Here is a 14628-nt window from a genome sequence, read left to right as displayed (position 1 = left end):
ACCGTGATCGGTCGACCCCCTTCGTCCTGCCTGACCGGCTCAGTTGCCGGACATGATCTCCCGCATCAGCTTCGCGGTCTCGGTCGGCGTCTTGCCGACCTTGACGCCGACGGCCTCCAGCGCAGCCTGCTTCGCCTCGGCGGTGCCGGCCGAACCGGAGATGATCGCCCCGGCGTGACCCATGGTCTTGCCGGGCGGAGCGGTGAAGCCGGCGATGTAGCCGACCACCGGCTTGGTGACGTTGGCCTTGATGAACTCGGCGGCCCGCTCCTCGGCGTCGCCACCGATCTCACCGATCATGACGATGGCGTCGGTCTCCGGGTCGGCCTCGAACGCCGCGAGGGCGTCGATGTGGGTGGTCCCGATGATCGGGTCACCGCCGATGCCGACGCAGGTGGAGAAACCGATGTCGCGCAGCTCGTACATCATCTGGTAGGTCAGCGTGCCGCTCTTGCTGACCAGGCCGATCCGGCCGGAGCCGGTGATGTCGGCCGGGATGATGCCGGCGTTGGACGCGCCCGGCGAGGCGATGCCCGGGCAGTTCGGCCCGATGATCCGGGTCTGCTCGCCCTGCGCCACGTTGTACGCCCAGAACGACGCGGTGTCGTGCACCGGGACGCCCTCGGTGATCACCACGGCCAGCGGGATCGCGGCGTCGATCGCCTCGACCACTGCGGCCTTGGTGAACTGCGGCGGCACGAAGATGACTGTGACGTCGGCCCCGGTCTCGGCCATCGCGTCCGCGACGGACGCGAAGACCGGCAGTTCGGTGCCGTCGAAGTCAACTTTCTGGCCCGCCTTGCGCGGGTTGACGCCACCCACCACGTTGGTGCCGGCGGCCAGCATCCGCCGGGTGTGCTTGGAACCCTCGGAACCGGTCATCCCCTGGACGATGACCTTCGAGTCCTTGGTCAGCCAGATAGCCATGATCAGACCCCCGCAGCTGCCAGCTCGGCGGCCCGCTCGGCCGCACCGTCCATGGTGTCCACCCGCTGCACGAGCGGGTTGTTCGCGCTGTCCAGGATCGCCCGGCCAGCTTCGGCGTTGTTGCCGTCGAGGCGGACGACGAGCGGCTTGGTGACCTGCTCGCCGCGCTGCTCGAGCAGGGCCAGCGCCTGGATGATGCCGTTGGCGACCTCGTCGCAGGCGGTGATGCCGCCGAAGACGTTGACGAAGACGCTCTTCACGGCCGGGTCGGAGAGCACGATCTCCAGCCCGTTCGCCATCACCGCGGCGCTCGCGCCGCCGCCGATGTCGAGGAAGTTGGCCGGCTTGACGTTGCCGTGCCGCTCACCGGCGTACGCGACCACGTCGAGGGTCGACATGACCAGACCCGCGCCGTTGCCGATGATGCCGACCTCGCCGTCGAGCTTGACGTAGTTGAGGTCCTTGGCCTTGGCGGCCTGCTCCAGCGGGTCCACAGCGGCCTGGTCGACAAGCGCCTCGTGGTCCGGGTGCCGGAACGCCGCGTTCTCGTCCAGGCTGATCTTGGCGTCGAGCAGCAGCATCCGGCCGTCGCCGTTCTTGGCGAGCGGGTTGACCTCGACCAGTGTGGCGTCCTCGGCGACGAACGCCTGCCACAGGCCGACGGCGATCTCGACCACCTGGTCGGCGACAGCGGCCGGGAAGCCGGCAGCGGTCACGATCTCGCGGGCCTTGGCCTCGTCCACGCCCTTCACGGCGTCGATCGGGGCCTTCACGACCTTGTCGGGGGTCTCGGCGGCGACCTGCTCGATGTCCATGCCGCCGGCGACGCTGGCGATGCAGAGGAAGGTGCGGTTCGCCCGGTCGAGCAGGTACGAGAAGTAGTACTCCTCGGCCACGTCCGCGGTCACCGTGATCATGACCTTGTGGACGGTGTGACCCTTGATGTCCATGCCGAGGATGTCGGTGGCCCGGGCCACCGCCTCATCCGGGCCCTCGGCCAGCTTGACGCCGCCGGCCTTACCTCGGCCGCCGACCTTTACCTGCGCTTTGACGACCACACGGCCGCCAAGGCGTTCGGCGATCGCGCGGGCCTCTTCCGGGGTAGTGGCGACGCCGCCGGCCAGCACGGGCAAGCCGTGCCGCTCGAACAGGTCCCGCCCCTGGTACTCGTACAGGTCCACGATTGCGCGTCCCGTCCCGTCTCCGCGGCGCGCCGTCGCGCCGCCACCAGCGTTCAGAAAACAGTTTGACGCCTGTCATCAGTTGAAACAGGCCATTGGCCGCAGCCTAGCGAGGTCGGCACCACCGGCAACCGAGCGGGTGCACGGTGTGCGGTAATGCACAACCGGACATCAGATGTGGCCGGTTTCCGGTCATGACTCGGGCGGCATCCACCGTCCGGGCGATGTTGTCCGGCTTGCGTAACCCTGCCGTGGGGGCGTCGTTGAGTCAGGTGTCGGAGCGCTGAACAGCGCAAAGACGGGATACGGCCGATGCCCTGTCGGTCGAGGGGTGGCGGCGGGGCATCGTGCATAGAGGGGCCGGACGTGTGAGGGGTGCGTCCGGCCCCTCCCCCGTGCCCAAAATCCGGTGACGCAGCAGATCGGCGTGTTTCAGGAAACCGGCTGGGCCACGTTCTGTCGGACCCACTCGACAATCGCCTGGGTGGTGGCGCCCGGCGTGAAGATCTTCGCGACGCCCAGCTTCTCCAACTCGGGAATGTCGCCGTTCGGAATGATGCCGCCACCGAACACGACGATGTCGCGGGCGTCCCGCTCACTGAGCAGTTCCAGCACCCGCCGGAAGAGCGTCATGTGGGCGCCGGAGAGCACTGACAGGCCGACGGCGTCGGCGTCCTCCTGGATGGCGGTCTCCACGATCTGCTCGGGGGTCTGGTGCAGGCCGGTGTAGACGACCTCCATCCCGGCGTCCCGCAGGGCGCGCGCGACGACCTTCGCGCCCCGGTCGTGGCCGTCCAGGCCGGGCTTGGCGACGACGACCCGAATCCGAGAGCTCATCAGCGCACACCTTTCACCGGCTTGACCGCCTTCACCTTAACGAACGGTAACCCGGCGGGCCCGGCCCGGGAAATCCGGGCTCTGCCACCGGCCGTTACCGGCGTGTCCACCTGGCAACCCGGAGAGCTCCGGCCCGTTCCCGTCCCGACCTCGCCGCCGCCGCGTCGCTGGCAGGGCCGGGGACACCATCCTGGCGCCGTCCGGAGTCAAGCCGGACGACTCCGCCGGAACGGTCACGCTCGGCGACGAACGGGCAGCGACGGGGGCACCGTTCGGCGTCGCGATGCATGACAATCATGGACGCAAACGGACAGATCGACACGCCAATTTTTCGGTCTAGCTTGTGACTCGCCTGGCTGTTGGCTAACGTGTCCACGGTTGTCATCAGGTCCATGGACGGGTGACGACGCGGTCAGCGGACGTTTCACTGGAGCCTCAGGCGACGCCCAACGGCCGCTTCGGAACCCCGACAACGGAGGGTGTGCGTGCGCCAGCGCCTGTCGTCTGAGCCCGATCGATATCGCGGTCGCCGCCGCGTACCCACCCCACCCCGCAGCCGTTACGCCGCTGTCGTCACCACCGCGTTCGTCGGTGCCGGCATCGTGGCCCTCGGCGCGAGCGCCCTGCCGGACGCCAAGGACGTCAGCCCGACGGTCCTCGACGAGCTCAAGCAGGCGTCCGTCACCAGCCAGGACGCCGCGGCCCGTTCGGAGAACGCCGACCGCGCCTCCCGGGACAGCCGCAGCAAGGACAGCGCCGAGCCCGAGGTCTGGCTGCTGCCGCTGCAGGGTTACGACTTCAACTCCCCGTACGGGATGCGCTGGGGCAAGCTGCACACCGGCGTGGACCTGGTCGCCGGCGAGGGAACGCCCTACGTGGCGATCCACGACGGGTTGGTCACCAAGGCCGGCTGGTTCGGCGGGTACGGCAACGCGGTGATCGTCCAGCACGCCGACGGCAGCGAGGCCATCTACGGCCACTCCTCCGCGGTGAGCGTCAAGGAAGGCCAGCAGATCAAGGCGGGCGACCAGCTCGGCCTCGTGGGTCAGACCGGCCACGCGTACGGCACCCACCTGCACCTGGAGATCCATGTCAAGGGGCAGCCGATCGACCCGGTGCCGTTCCTCCAGGAGCGCGGAGTGGACATCAAGCTGCAAGTCGAGGCAATCTACAGCGAGGTAGCCGCCTCCTGACGGTGCGTAACGACCGCTGACCGCCCGGATCTGTCGATCCGGGCGGTTTTGCGTTAGCCAGTCCTGGCGGATGTATCCCCCGTCACAGCGTCGACTGTGACCGACGGCACCCACCAACATGATCACTTTTCCGGATGTAGCGCCGCACAGCGGGTCATATCCGGGCACCCGACCGTCAGCTCTCCGTCCGAGGGTTCGGTCCCCGCGCCTGCCCCTTCTCGGTCCGACACCAGTATTTCGAGGTCAAGTGCCCCTCGACTGTGAAGGTCCGCCGTGCAGGAAGACAGCCCCGTCCAGAACGAGAACACCCCCGACACCAGCCAGACCGTGCCGCCGCGGCGCACCGGCCGGCGGAACCGCCTCATCGTGCTGGGGGCCGCCGCCCTGGTGGCCCTCGGCCTCGGTGGTGTCGCCGTCGCCACCAGCGGCACCGACCACCCGGCACCCGCCGCCGTCTCCCTCGACGCCCAGGCCCGAGCCGACAGCGCGAGCCGGGCCGACCGCTCGGTCCGTGAGTCGAGCACCCCGGTCGCCCCCTCGCTGAGCCCGACACCCAGCCCGTCGGCGGTCAGCGCCAGCCCGACCCCCGCGAAGACGGCCACCGCGAAGGCCAAGCCGAAGCCGAAGAAGACCACCAAGCCCACACCCGCCTGGGTCGACCCGATGCCGGGCGCTGCCATCACGTCCTGCTACGGGCAGCGCTGGGGCACCCTGCACGCCGGTATCGACCTGGCGTTGCCCTCGGGTACGCCGATCCACGCGGCGGCGGCCGGCACCGTGACCCAGGCCGGCGACGCCGCCGACGGGTACGGCAACTCGGTCTTCATCGACCACGGCAACGGCTACCTGACCCACTACGCCCACCAGAGCCGCATCGCGGTCACCGTCGGCCAGAAGGTGAAGGCCGGCCAGGTCATCGGCTACGAGGGCGCCACCGGCGACGCCACCGGCCCGCACCTGCACTTCGAGGTGCACCAGGGCATGTGGAACCAGATCGACCCGGCCCCGTTCATGCGGGCCCGTGGCGTCGACCTGGGCTGCTGAGGCGACATCCCGGCGCGGTCCGCGCGCAACAGCAGGGAAGGAGGGGCCTGAGGCCCCTCCTTCCCTGCTTCAGTGCAATGGTGCGGGCGCGACGGGGTCAGAGCTTGTCGACCGGGGCGTGCCGGAGCACCAGCCACATGGTCTGGTCGCCGAAGTCGATCTGCGCGCGGGCACCCGGGCCGTGCCCCTCGACGGCGAGCACCCGCCCCAACCCGTACCGCTGATGGTTGACCCGGTCGCCCGCGGACACCTTCGGCCCCTGCGGCAGCTCGCTGGCGGTGGTCAGCCGGCTGGCGTCCACGCCGAGCCGCTGCGCCAACTGCGCCGCCTTCGGCGTACCCCCGGTGAAGTTGCCACGCGCGCCGGGCGCGCGGTCCGCGCGGCCACCGACGCCGCCGCCCCCGCCGGCCCAGGAGGTGTACGACCCCTCGGTGCGCTCCCAGTGCACCAACTCGGTCGGCAGTTCCTCCAGGAAGCGCGACGGCGGGTTGTAGGACGGCTGCCCCCAGGCCGAGCGGGTGACCGCCCGGGACAGGTAGAGCCGCTGCCGGGCACGGGTGATGCCGACGTACGCCAGTCGGCGCTCCTCCTCCAACTCGCGGGTGTCACCCAGCGAGCGCAGGTGCGGGAAGACGCCGTCCTCCAGCCCGGTCAGGAAGACCACAGGGAATTCCAGCCCCTTGGCGGTGTGCAGCGTCATCAGGGTGACCACGCCCTGGTGGTCGGGGTCGTCGGAGGGGATCTGGTCGGCGTCGGCCACCAGCGCCACCTGCTCCAGGAAGCCGGCCAGGGTGGCCCGCTCGCCCTCCTCGCCCAGCGCCTCGATCCGCTCGGTGTACTCGCGGGCGACGCTGACCAGCTCCTGGAGGTTGTCCACCCGGCCGGCGTCCTGCGGGTCCAGGCTCTCCTCCAGCTCGGTGAGGTAGCCGGAGCGGGTCAGCAGCGCCTCCAGCACCTCCTCGGGGGTGCCGGTCTCGGCCAGCTCGCGGGCGCCGTCGAGCAGCGCCACGAAGTCGGCGATGCCGTTGGCCGCCCGGCTGGAGATGCCCGGCGCCTCCCGGGCCCGGCGCAGTGCCGCGCCGAAGGAGATCCGGTCGCGGCTGGAGAGCGCCTCGACACACGCCTCGGCGCGGTCGCCGATCCCCCGGCGTGGGGTGTTGAGCACCCGCCGCAGGCTCACCGTGTCGTCGTCGTTGACCACCGAGCGCAGGTACGCGAGGGCGTCGCGAACCTCCTTACGCTCGTAGAAGCGCACACCGCCGACCACCTTGTAGGGCAGGCCGACCCGGATGAACACCTCCTCGAAGACGCGGGACTGGGCGTTGGTGCGGTAGAAGACGGCGACGTCGCCGGGGCGGGTCTCGTCGGCGTCGACCAGCCGGTCGATCTCCCGGGCCGCCCAGTCGGCCTCGGAGTGCTCGGTGTCGGCCACGTAGCCGACGATCTGCTCGCCGGCGCCGGCCTCGCTCCACAGCCGCTTGGGCTTGCGGGAGGTGTTGCGGTCGATCACCGCGTTGGCCGCGTTGAGGATGGTCTGGGTGGAGCGGTAGTTCTGCTCCAGCAGGATCGTCCGCGCGTCGGTGAAGTCCCGTTCGAACTCCAGGATGTTGCGGATCGTCGCACCCCGGAAAGCGTAGATCGACTGGTCGGCGTCGCCGACCACGCACAGCTCGGCGGGCTCCAACCCGTCGGTGCCGGAGACCAGCTCCTTGATCAGCGCGTACTGGGCGTGGTTGGTGTCCTGGTACTCGTCCACCAGCACGTGCCGGAACCGCCGGCGGTAGCTCTCCGCGACGTGCGGGTGGGACTGGAGCAGGTGCACCGTGGTCATGATCAGGTCGTCGAAGTCCAGTGCGTGTGCCTCACGCAGCCGGCGCTGGTAGAGCGTGTACGCCTCGGCCAGCGCCCGCTCGTTGGGCCCGCTGGCCCGCGCCGCGAACTGCTCCGGGTCGACCAGCTCGTTCTTGAGGTTGGAGACCTGGGCGGCCAGCCCACGCGCCGGGTAGCGCTTCGGGTCGAGATCCAGCTCGCGGGTCACCAACTGCATCAGCCGGCGGGAGTCGTCCGCGTCGTAGATCGAGAACGTCGACTTGAGGCCGGCGTGCTCGTGCTCGGCACGCAGGATCCGCACGCAGGCCGAGTGGAACGTCGACACCCACATCAGGCGGGCCCGGGGGCCCACCAGCGCGGCGACGCGCTCCTTCATCTCACCGGCGGCCTTGTTGGTGAAGGTGATCGCGATGATCTCACCGGGGTGCACGTCCCGAGCGGCGAGCAGGTAGGCGATCCGGTGCGCGAGCACCCGGGTCTTGCCGGACCCGGCGCCGGCAACGATCAGCAGCGGCGAGCCGGCATGGCTGACGGCGTCGCGCTGCGGCCCGTTCAGCCCGGCGAGCAGCTGCTGCGGATCGAGGCGCGCGGCGGCCGCCGCGGGTCGGTGCGGGCGGGCCGGCGCGGACTCCGGCGCAGGCGGGGACGCGGGGATATCGAAGAGAGGATGCATCGCCCGACAAGTCTATGCCGCAGGCCGGACACTGCGCCTCTGGCGCTCAGCAGCTCGTGCCCGACGGTGCGCACCACCGCCCCGTACGCCCACCGGCGGGAAAGGTGCCCTTCGCGACGCGGAATGCTTGCGCACCCGACAACGACGTGGGCATACTCGACGGCGTGATCGCTGCGCGTTTCTACTTTTACTATGGCACCGGGAGTCCGGCTGCCGTAGGTCGCGCCTGATCGATTCAGACCTGCTAAAGCCCCGGCCTCCTGGAGTCCGGGGCTTTTTCCGTCCCAGGTTCCGGGCACCGGGCACCACAGTGCGAGAGGTACCCGATGATGACAGACGTGATGGAGCAGAGCGGCAGCCCGATCCGACCGGGGCAGCCCGCCGCGCAGGAGGCTGAGCCGGCGGTGGCCACACCACCGGCGGGTGCGGACGCCGAGCCGGCTGAGCAGCAGACCGGCACCCAGGAGCCGTCCGCCTCAGCGCGGATCGTGCAGATCAGGGAACGGATCAACGAGATCGACCACGCGTTGATCACGCTCTGGCAGGAGCGGGCCGCGCTGTCCCAGGAGGTCGGCGTGACCCGGATGGCGTCCGGTGGGACCCGCCTGGTGCTCTCCCGGGAACGGGAGATCCTGGAGCGGTTCCGGGTCGCACTCGGCGCCGACGGCACCCAGCTGGCCCTGCTGCTGCTCCGAGCGGGCCGCGGCCCGCTGTGAGCCGCCCCAGCCCGCGCTGAACCGGGCCACGGCTACCTGGTGCGCCACACCGCCCGTCGTGGGCGACACGGCTTGCTGACGCCGCGGGGGCAACCAGGCGCCGCGCGGCCGATCCGGCTCACGAACAGACGAAACCGCCTGCCGTCGTCGTGGCGACGGCGGCAGGCGGTTTCGGTGACTCACACCTCGTGGGTGGCGACGATCTCGCGCTTCTCCGCGAAGTGGCAGGCGCTCGGGTGGTCCGAGTCCCGACGGATCTCCAGCAGCGGGACCTGCTCGGCGCAGACGTCCTGCGCCTTCCAGCAGCGGGTCCGGAACCGGCAGCCCGAGGGCGGGCTGATCGGCGACGGCACGTCACCAGTGAGCCGGATGATCGTCTTGTTGTTCCGCTGGGTCGGGTCCGGCACCGGCACCGCGGAGAGCAGCGCCTGGGTGTACGGGTGGGTCGGTCGCTCGTAGATCTCGTCCTCGGTGCCGATCTCGACGATCTTGCCGAGGTACATCACAGCGACCCGGTCCGAGAGGTGGCGGACCACCGACAGGTCGTGCGCGATGAAGACGTACGAGAGGCCGAACTCGCCCTGCAACTGCTCCAGCAGGTTCATGACCTGGGCCTGGATGGAGACGTCCAGCGCCGACACCGGCTCGTCGCAGACGATGATCTCGGGCCGCAGCGCGAGCGCGCGGGCGATGCCGATGCGCTGACGCTGACCGCCGGAGAACTGGTGCGGGTACCTGTTGATGTGCTCCGGGTTGAGCCCGACCAGGTCGAGCAGTTCGCGGACCTTGGCCCGGCGGCTGCCCTTCGGCGCCACCTCCGGGTGGATCTCGAACGGCTCACCGAGCAGGTCACCGACGGTCATCCGCGGGTTCAGCGAGGTGTACGGGTCCTGCATGACCAGCTGGATCTGCCGGCGCAGACGCCGCAGCGCCCCACCGGACAGCTTGGAGATGTCCTGGCCCTTGTAGACCACCTTGCCGGCGGTCGGCTTCTCCAGGTTCATCAGCACCCGGGCGAGCGTCGACTTGCCGCAGCCGGACTCGCCGACCACACCGAGGGTCTCACCGGCGCGCAGTCCGAACGAGACCCCGTCGACCGCCTTGACCTGGCCGACGGTCTTCTTAAACACCACACCCTGGGTGACGGGGTAGTGCTTGACCAGGTCATTGACCTCGAGGATGTTCTCAGACACGGTTCACCAGCTCCTCGGCGAAGTGGCAGGCGCTGGCCCGGGCGGGGCCGATCTGCAGCAGCGGCGGGACCTTCTCCCGGCACACCGGCTGAGCCATCGGGCACCGCGGGTTGAACGGGCAGCCCGGCGGGATGTTCATCAGGTTCGGCGGGAGGCCCTTGATCGTCCGGAGCTGCTGCCCCTTCTCGTCGAGGCGCGGGATCGAGTCGATCAGACCCAGCGTGTACGGGTGCGCCGGCTTGGCGTACAGCTCGTACACGTCGGCTTCCTCGACGATCCGGCCCGCGTACATGACAGCGATCCGGTCCGCGACGTCGGCGACCACGCCGAGGTCGTGGGTGATCAGGATCATGCCCATCTGCCGCTCGCGCTGAAGCTCGGCCAGCAGGTCCATGATCTGGGCCTGCACTGTCACGTCGAGGGCCGTGGTCGGCTCGTCCGCGATCAGCACCTCCGGGTCGAGCGCCAGCGACATCGCGATCATCGCGCGCTGCCGCATACCGCCGGAGAACTGGTGCGGGTAGTTGTTGAACCGATCCTTGGCGTTCGGGATCTTGACCTGGTCGAGCATGTCGATCGCGCGCTTCTTGGCCTCCGCGCGGCCCATGCCCCGCCGGACCCGGAACTGCTCGGCGATCTGGAACCCGACGGTGAAGACGGGGTTCAGCGCGGAGAGCGCGTCCTGGAAGATCATCGCGATGCCCTCGCCGCGGATGCGGCGGCGCTCCTCGTCGGACATGCGGAGCATGTCCTTGCCGTGGAAGCGGACCTGCCCACCGGTGACGAAGCCGGGCGGCGTGTCGAGGATGCCCATGATGGTCTGCGCGGTGACGCTCTTACCGGAGCCGGACTCGCCGAGCACGGCGAGGGTCTCCCCCGCGTCGACGTGGTACGTGACCCCGTTGATGACCTTTGCGACGCCGTCCCGGGTACGGAACTCCACCCGCAGGTCGTCGACCTCGAGCAGGCGGCCGGAGGGACGCCCGGACCCGCCGGGTCCCGGCGCTGACTGCTCGGACACGAGAATGTCGGACAACTGGATCTCCCCTAGCGGAGTTTCGGATCGAGGGCCTCGCGGACCGACTCACCGAGCATCACGAAGCTCAGCACTGCGGTGACGAGGAACGCGGCGGGGAAGAACACCAGCCCCGGCGCGACCCGGACGAACTGCTGCCCATCACTGATCATGATGCCCCAGGACACCACCGGCGACTTCAGACCGACGCCCAGGAACGACAGGGTGGCCTCGGCGCCGATGAACGAGCCGACCATGATCGTGCCGTAGACCAGCAGCGGGGCCAGGCAGTTCGGCAGCAGGTGCTTGAGGATGATCCGGCCGGTGCCGGCACCCAGCGCGCGGGCCGCAACGATGTAGTCGGCCTCCTTGGTGGCGAGCACCGAGGAGCGCATCAGCCGCATCACGACCGGCCAGCTCAGCACGATCAGCGAAGCGGTCACCAGGCCCATGATCTGGGCCTTGCTGTTGCCGGCGCCCGACCCGTTGAAGGTGGTCAGGATGACGATCGCGCCGAGCACGAAGGGCAGACCGAAGAATACGTCGGCGATCCGGCTCAGCAGCGCGTCCACCCAGCCACCGCGGTAGCCGGAGATGATGCCCATCGTCCCGCCGATGAGCAGGGTGCCCAGCACGGAGAGCACGGCGACCACGATGGAGGCCCGTGCGCCGTAGATGACGCGGGCGTAGACGTCGCGGCCCTGCACGTCGTAGCCGAACCAGCCATTGGCGGACGGCTTGTCGAGGCTGCGGGACAGCGAGCCGTTGACCGCGTCGCCCGGAGCGAACAGCGCCGGGAAGGCCGCCATCAGCAGGAAGATCACGATCAGCGTGGCCGAGATCCAGAACAGTGGCTTGCGCCGCAGGTCCCGCCAGGCGTCGGCGAGCAGGCCGCGCGGCTTCTCGTTGCTCTGCGGCTGGCCCAGGGTGGCGGGGGCGGCGGAGTCGGTGGGGTGTGCGCCAGGGGTGCTGACGATCGATGCGGTACTCGGGTCACTCATAACGGATCCTCGGGTCCAGGGCGGCGTAGAGCAGGTCAACCAGCAGGTTCATCACGAGATAGACCAGCACCAGGACGACCACGATGCCTACCACCGTGGCGCTCTCCTTGGTGATGATCGCCCGGAAGACCTGGCGGCCGATTCCGTTGATGCCGAAGATTCCCTCGGTGACGATCGCGCCACCCATCAGGGCACCGAGGTCGGTGCCGAGCAGGGTCACCACCGGGATGAGCGAGTTGCGCAGCAGGTGCACGCCCACCACTCGGCGCATCGGCAGGCCCTTGGCGATGGCGGTACGCACGTAGTCCGCGCGGCGGTTCTCCGCGATGCTCGTTCTTGCCACCCGGGCTATGTACGCCACTGACGCGCTACCGAGCACGAAGCCCGGCACGATCAGCTCGGACCACCGCATCTCGGAGGAGACGGTCGGCTTGATGATGCCCCACTGCACGCCCAGCAGCCACTGGAGCACGAAGCCGACCACGAAGACCGGCAGCGCGATCAGGAAGAGGGTGGAGACCAGGACCAGGTTGTCCAGGAAGCCGTTACGCCGCAGACCGCTCAGCACGCCGGCGCCGAGGCCGATGATCGCCTCAATGGCGAGCGCCACGAGGGCCAGCTTCAGCGTGTTCGGGTACGCGGTCAGGATGATGTCGCTGATTTCGCGTTGCTGGAACGTCTGACCGAAGTCGCCCTGGAGCAGGTTCTTCATGTAGTTGCCGTACTGCACGAAGACGTTCTGGTCGAGGTGGTACTTCTCGGTCATGAAGGCGATGTACTGGTCCGGGCAGCGACGCTCACCGCACTTGCCGGCGAACGGATCGCCCGGTACGGCCCAGACGAGCCAGTAGATCAGGAACGTCGTACCGATGAAGACAGGCACGAGTTGGAGCAGCCGTCTCAACAGATAACGGCCCATGGGGTGGTCCTCCAGACAGGGGGCGCGTCGGACGGCCGACACGGTGGTGACAACGTGCGAGTGGAGTGTTGTAACACCCAATCGCGGAACGGCCCCGGGTCGGGCTCACCGGATGTGGCGAGCCCGACCCGGGGTCAGACCGTTCGGATCAGAGCTCGACCGAGGTGATGTCGATCTCGCCGACGTTGTTCAGCTCGAGCTTCTTGATCTTCTCCGAGTGGCCGGACTGCTGACCGTAGAAGTAGACCGGGATGCTCGGAACGTCCTGGTCGACCTTCTCGACCGCCTTGGCGAACGCCTCGTGCGAGGCCTCCAGGCTCGGAGCGCCGCTGGCCTGCTTGGCAAGGGCGTCGACCTCGGGGTTGCTGTAGAGGCCGTCGTTCGAGGAGCCGTTGGTGACGAACAGCGGGTTGACCCAGTTCTCGACGTCCGGGTAGTCCTGCTGCCAGGCAGCACGGTACGGGCCCTTCATCGCGTGGGCGTTGATGTTCTGGCGGAACACCGCGAAGGTCGGCACACCCTCGGCCCGGGCGTTGATGTTGAGGTTGGTCTTGATCTGCTGCGCGACGGCGTCCATCCAGTCCTTGTGGGCGGAGTCCGCGTTGTAGTAGAAGACCATCTCACCGCTGAAGCCACCGGCCTCGGCGAGCAGCGTCTTGGCCGTGGCCGGGTCGAACTTGCAGGCGGTGCAGTTGCCCGGCTTGGCGCCCGGGGTCAGCGGGTTCGCCCAGCTGTCGGCCGGCTTGCGGGTGCCGAAGAAGATCTTGTCGGAGATCTCCTGCCGGTTGACCGCCAGCGACACGGCGCGACGCAGCTTCGGGTTCTGGAAGCGCTTGTCGTAGATCGGGAACGCGATGAACGCGGTCGACGGCGTGACGGTCGAGCGGCCCCGGTCAACGAGGTCGGTCTTCCACTTGTCACCGGCGAGCGCCGAGGTGGGAACAACCTCCATGAAGTCGAGGTTGTTGGCCAGCAGGTCGGCGTAGGCCGCGTTGTCGTCCTGGTACAGCTTGACGTCGACGTCCTTGACCTTCATCTTGTCGCGAAGGTTGTAGTCGTCAAAGCGCGTCAGCTTGATGAGGGAGTTGTCCTCCCACGACACGAACTTCACCGGGCCGTTGGCGATCGGCTTGCGGCCGAACTCTTCCGGCTTCATGGTGAAGAACACGTCCGGCAGCGGCATGAAGGCGCTGTAGCCGAGCTTGGTCGGGAAGACCGCGGTCGGGGCGGCGAGGGTGACCTCGAAGGTCTGGTCGTCGATGATCTTCAGGCCGGACAGCTTGTCAGCCGTCGGCGCCGGGGCCTTCTGCGGGCCGTCCGCGCCATCCGGGTCCGAGGTGTAGGTCTTGTCGAAGCCCGCGATGTCCGCGAAGAAGGTGCCGTTCTGCGCGCCGTTCGGCGAGTAGGCGGCCCAGTTCCAGGCGTCGACGAAGTTCTTCGCCTTCACCTCGGTACCGTCGTGGAACTTGGTACCGCCCTTGATCTTGATCGTGAAGACCTTGGAGTCGGTGGTGTTGATGGACTCCGCCAACGCGTTACGCGGGGCCCCACCGTCGTTCGGGTACTCGACCAGGCCAGTGAAGAGCCAGTCGATGATCTTGCCACCGCCGGTCTCCGTGGTGTTCGCCGGGACCAGCGGGTTCTCCGGCTGGACGCCGTGGACAACGATCGAGCCGTCCTTGCTGGCGGCAGCGTCGCCGTCGCCTTCACCGCTCGAGCAACCGCTCGCGACAAGCGCGGCAGCCGCGCTGAGCGCGATCGCGCTCGTCGCCCGCTTCGAGACTCTCATTCCGAGGGGCCTCCTCTTTCTAACCAGGTTCCGTCGTGGGTTTCACGCACGTTTGGGGGTGACACCGCCCGACCACCCCGGGGGCGCGGGTCGCCGGGACCACAGGGAAGTTGGGGACACCCCTGATGTTCCGATCCGCCGGGCTCCCCACCAACGAGACCTGACACGACGCAATCGACACAGCCACGGGCCGCCGAGATCGGCAGAATCGTGGTCGTGGGGCGTACGGAGTGCCACACACCGATGGTGAGGTGCTGCCACTGTGACACCCACTGGCCTCTTCCGTGAAGGTGCCGTTATCAAGCCGTTA

At 68.8% G+C, this 14628-nt stretch carries 12 protein-coding genes; 3 read left to right on the top strand and 9 right to left on the bottom strand.

Annotated elements, in window-relative coordinates; all coding sequences use genetic code 11:
- Positions 1-39: 39 nt before the first annotated feature.
- The 3 genes from sucD to ACLJOK_RS29725 form a co-directional block, all read right to left on the bottom strand.
- Positions 40-927, bottom strand: a complete 888-nt coding sequence (sucD, locus tag ACLJOK_RS29735) for a succinate--CoA ligase subunit alpha (protein WP_410821840.1) — start codon at positions 925-927, stop codon at positions 40-42.
- Between the two features lie 2 nt (positions 928-929).
- A complete protein-coding gene (sucC, locus tag ACLJOK_RS29730; protein ID WP_112583775.1) occupies positions 930-2108 on the bottom strand; it encodes an ADP-forming succinate--CoA ligase subunit beta in 1179 nt (392 codons plus the stop codon).
- 432 nt (positions 2109-2540) lie between these two features.
- On the bottom strand, positions 2541-2945 hold the full coding sequence (locus tag ACLJOK_RS29725; protein WP_088950145.1) for a cobalamin B12-binding domain-containing protein: 405 nt from the start codon (positions 2943-2945) through the stop codon (positions 2541-2543).
- 485 nt (positions 2946-3430) lie between these two features.
- Between ACLJOK_RS29725 and ACLJOK_RS29720 the strand changes: the two genes are divergently transcribed.
- Both ACLJOK_RS29720 and ACLJOK_RS29715 read left to right on the top strand, forming a co-directional pair.
- Positions 3431-4138, top strand: a complete 708-nt coding sequence (locus tag ACLJOK_RS29720) for a M23 family metallopeptidase (RefSeq protein ID WP_354947888.1) — start codon at positions 3431-3433, stop codon at positions 4136-4138.
- A gap of 273 nt (positions 4139-4411) precedes the next feature.
- Complete coding sequence (locus ACLJOK_RS29715; protein ID WP_410821839.1) at positions 4412-5182, top strand: M23 family metallopeptidase; 771 nt, start codon at positions 4412-4414, stop codon at positions 5180-5182.
- A 97-nt stretch (positions 5183-5279) separates the two neighbouring features.
- Here the strand turns inward: ACLJOK_RS29715 and pcrA are convergent, their stop codons facing one another.
- Complete coding sequence (pcrA, locus tag ACLJOK_RS29710; RefSeq protein ID WP_410821838.1) at positions 5280-7685, bottom strand: DNA helicase PcrA; 2406 nt, start codon at positions 7683-7685, stop codon at positions 5280-5282.
- A 326-nt stretch (positions 7686-8011) separates the two neighbouring features.
- On the opposite strand from pcrA, the gene ACLJOK_RS29705 reads away from it, so the two are divergent.
- Positions 8012-8401 carry a chorismate mutase gene (locus ACLJOK_RS29705; protein WP_410821837.1) on the top strand — a complete coding sequence of 130 codons (390 nt, stop codon included), beginning with the start codon at positions 8012-8014 and terminating at the stop codon, positions 8399-8401.
- Positions 8402-8580: 179 nt separating this feature from the next.
- On the opposite strand, the gene ACLJOK_RS29700 is transcribed toward ACLJOK_RS29705, so the two are convergent.
- The 5 genes from ACLJOK_RS29700 to ACLJOK_RS29680 form a co-directional block, all read right to left on the bottom strand.
- Positions 8581-9594 (bottom strand): ABC transporter ATP-binding protein, encoded by a 1014-nt coding sequence (locus ACLJOK_RS29700; RefSeq protein ID WP_328652170.1) that lies wholly within the window; start codon positions 9592-9594, stop codon positions 8581-8583.
- A complete protein-coding gene (locus tag ACLJOK_RS29695; RefSeq protein WP_410822216.1) occupies positions 9587-10615 on the bottom strand; it encodes an ABC transporter ATP-binding protein in 1029 nt (342 codons plus the stop codon). Before ACLJOK_RS29695 ends, ACLJOK_RS29700 begins: the two co-directional genes overlap by 8 nt.
- A gap of 26 nt (positions 10616-10641) precedes the next feature.
- Entirely contained in the window at positions 10642-11610 is a 969-nt protein-coding gene (locus ACLJOK_RS29690) for an ABC transporter permease (RefSeq protein WP_410821836.1), read from the bottom strand.
- Positions 11603-12529 carry an ABC transporter permease gene (locus ACLJOK_RS29685; protein WP_210783360.1) on the bottom strand — a complete coding sequence of 309 codons (927 nt, stop codon included), beginning with the start codon at positions 12527-12529 and terminating at the stop codon, positions 11603-11605. The genes ACLJOK_RS29690 and ACLJOK_RS29685 overlap by 8 nt, the downstream gene beginning before the upstream one ends.
- 148 nt (positions 12530-12677) lie before the next feature.
- On the bottom strand, positions 12678-14318 hold the full coding sequence (locus tag ACLJOK_RS29680; protein ID WP_410821835.1) for an ABC transporter substrate-binding protein: 1641 nt from the start codon (positions 14316-14318) through the stop codon (positions 12678-12680).
- Positions 14319-14628: the final 310 nt, after the last annotated feature.

It is taken from the genome of Micromonospora sp. 050-3, from assembly GCF_046549335.1.
In the GTDB taxonomy this organism is placed as follows: Bacteria; Actinomycetota; Actinomycetes; order Mycobacteriales; family Micromonosporaceae; genus Micromonospora; species Micromonospora trifolii.
This window is presented reverse-complemented; position numbering and strand designations above follow the sequence as displayed.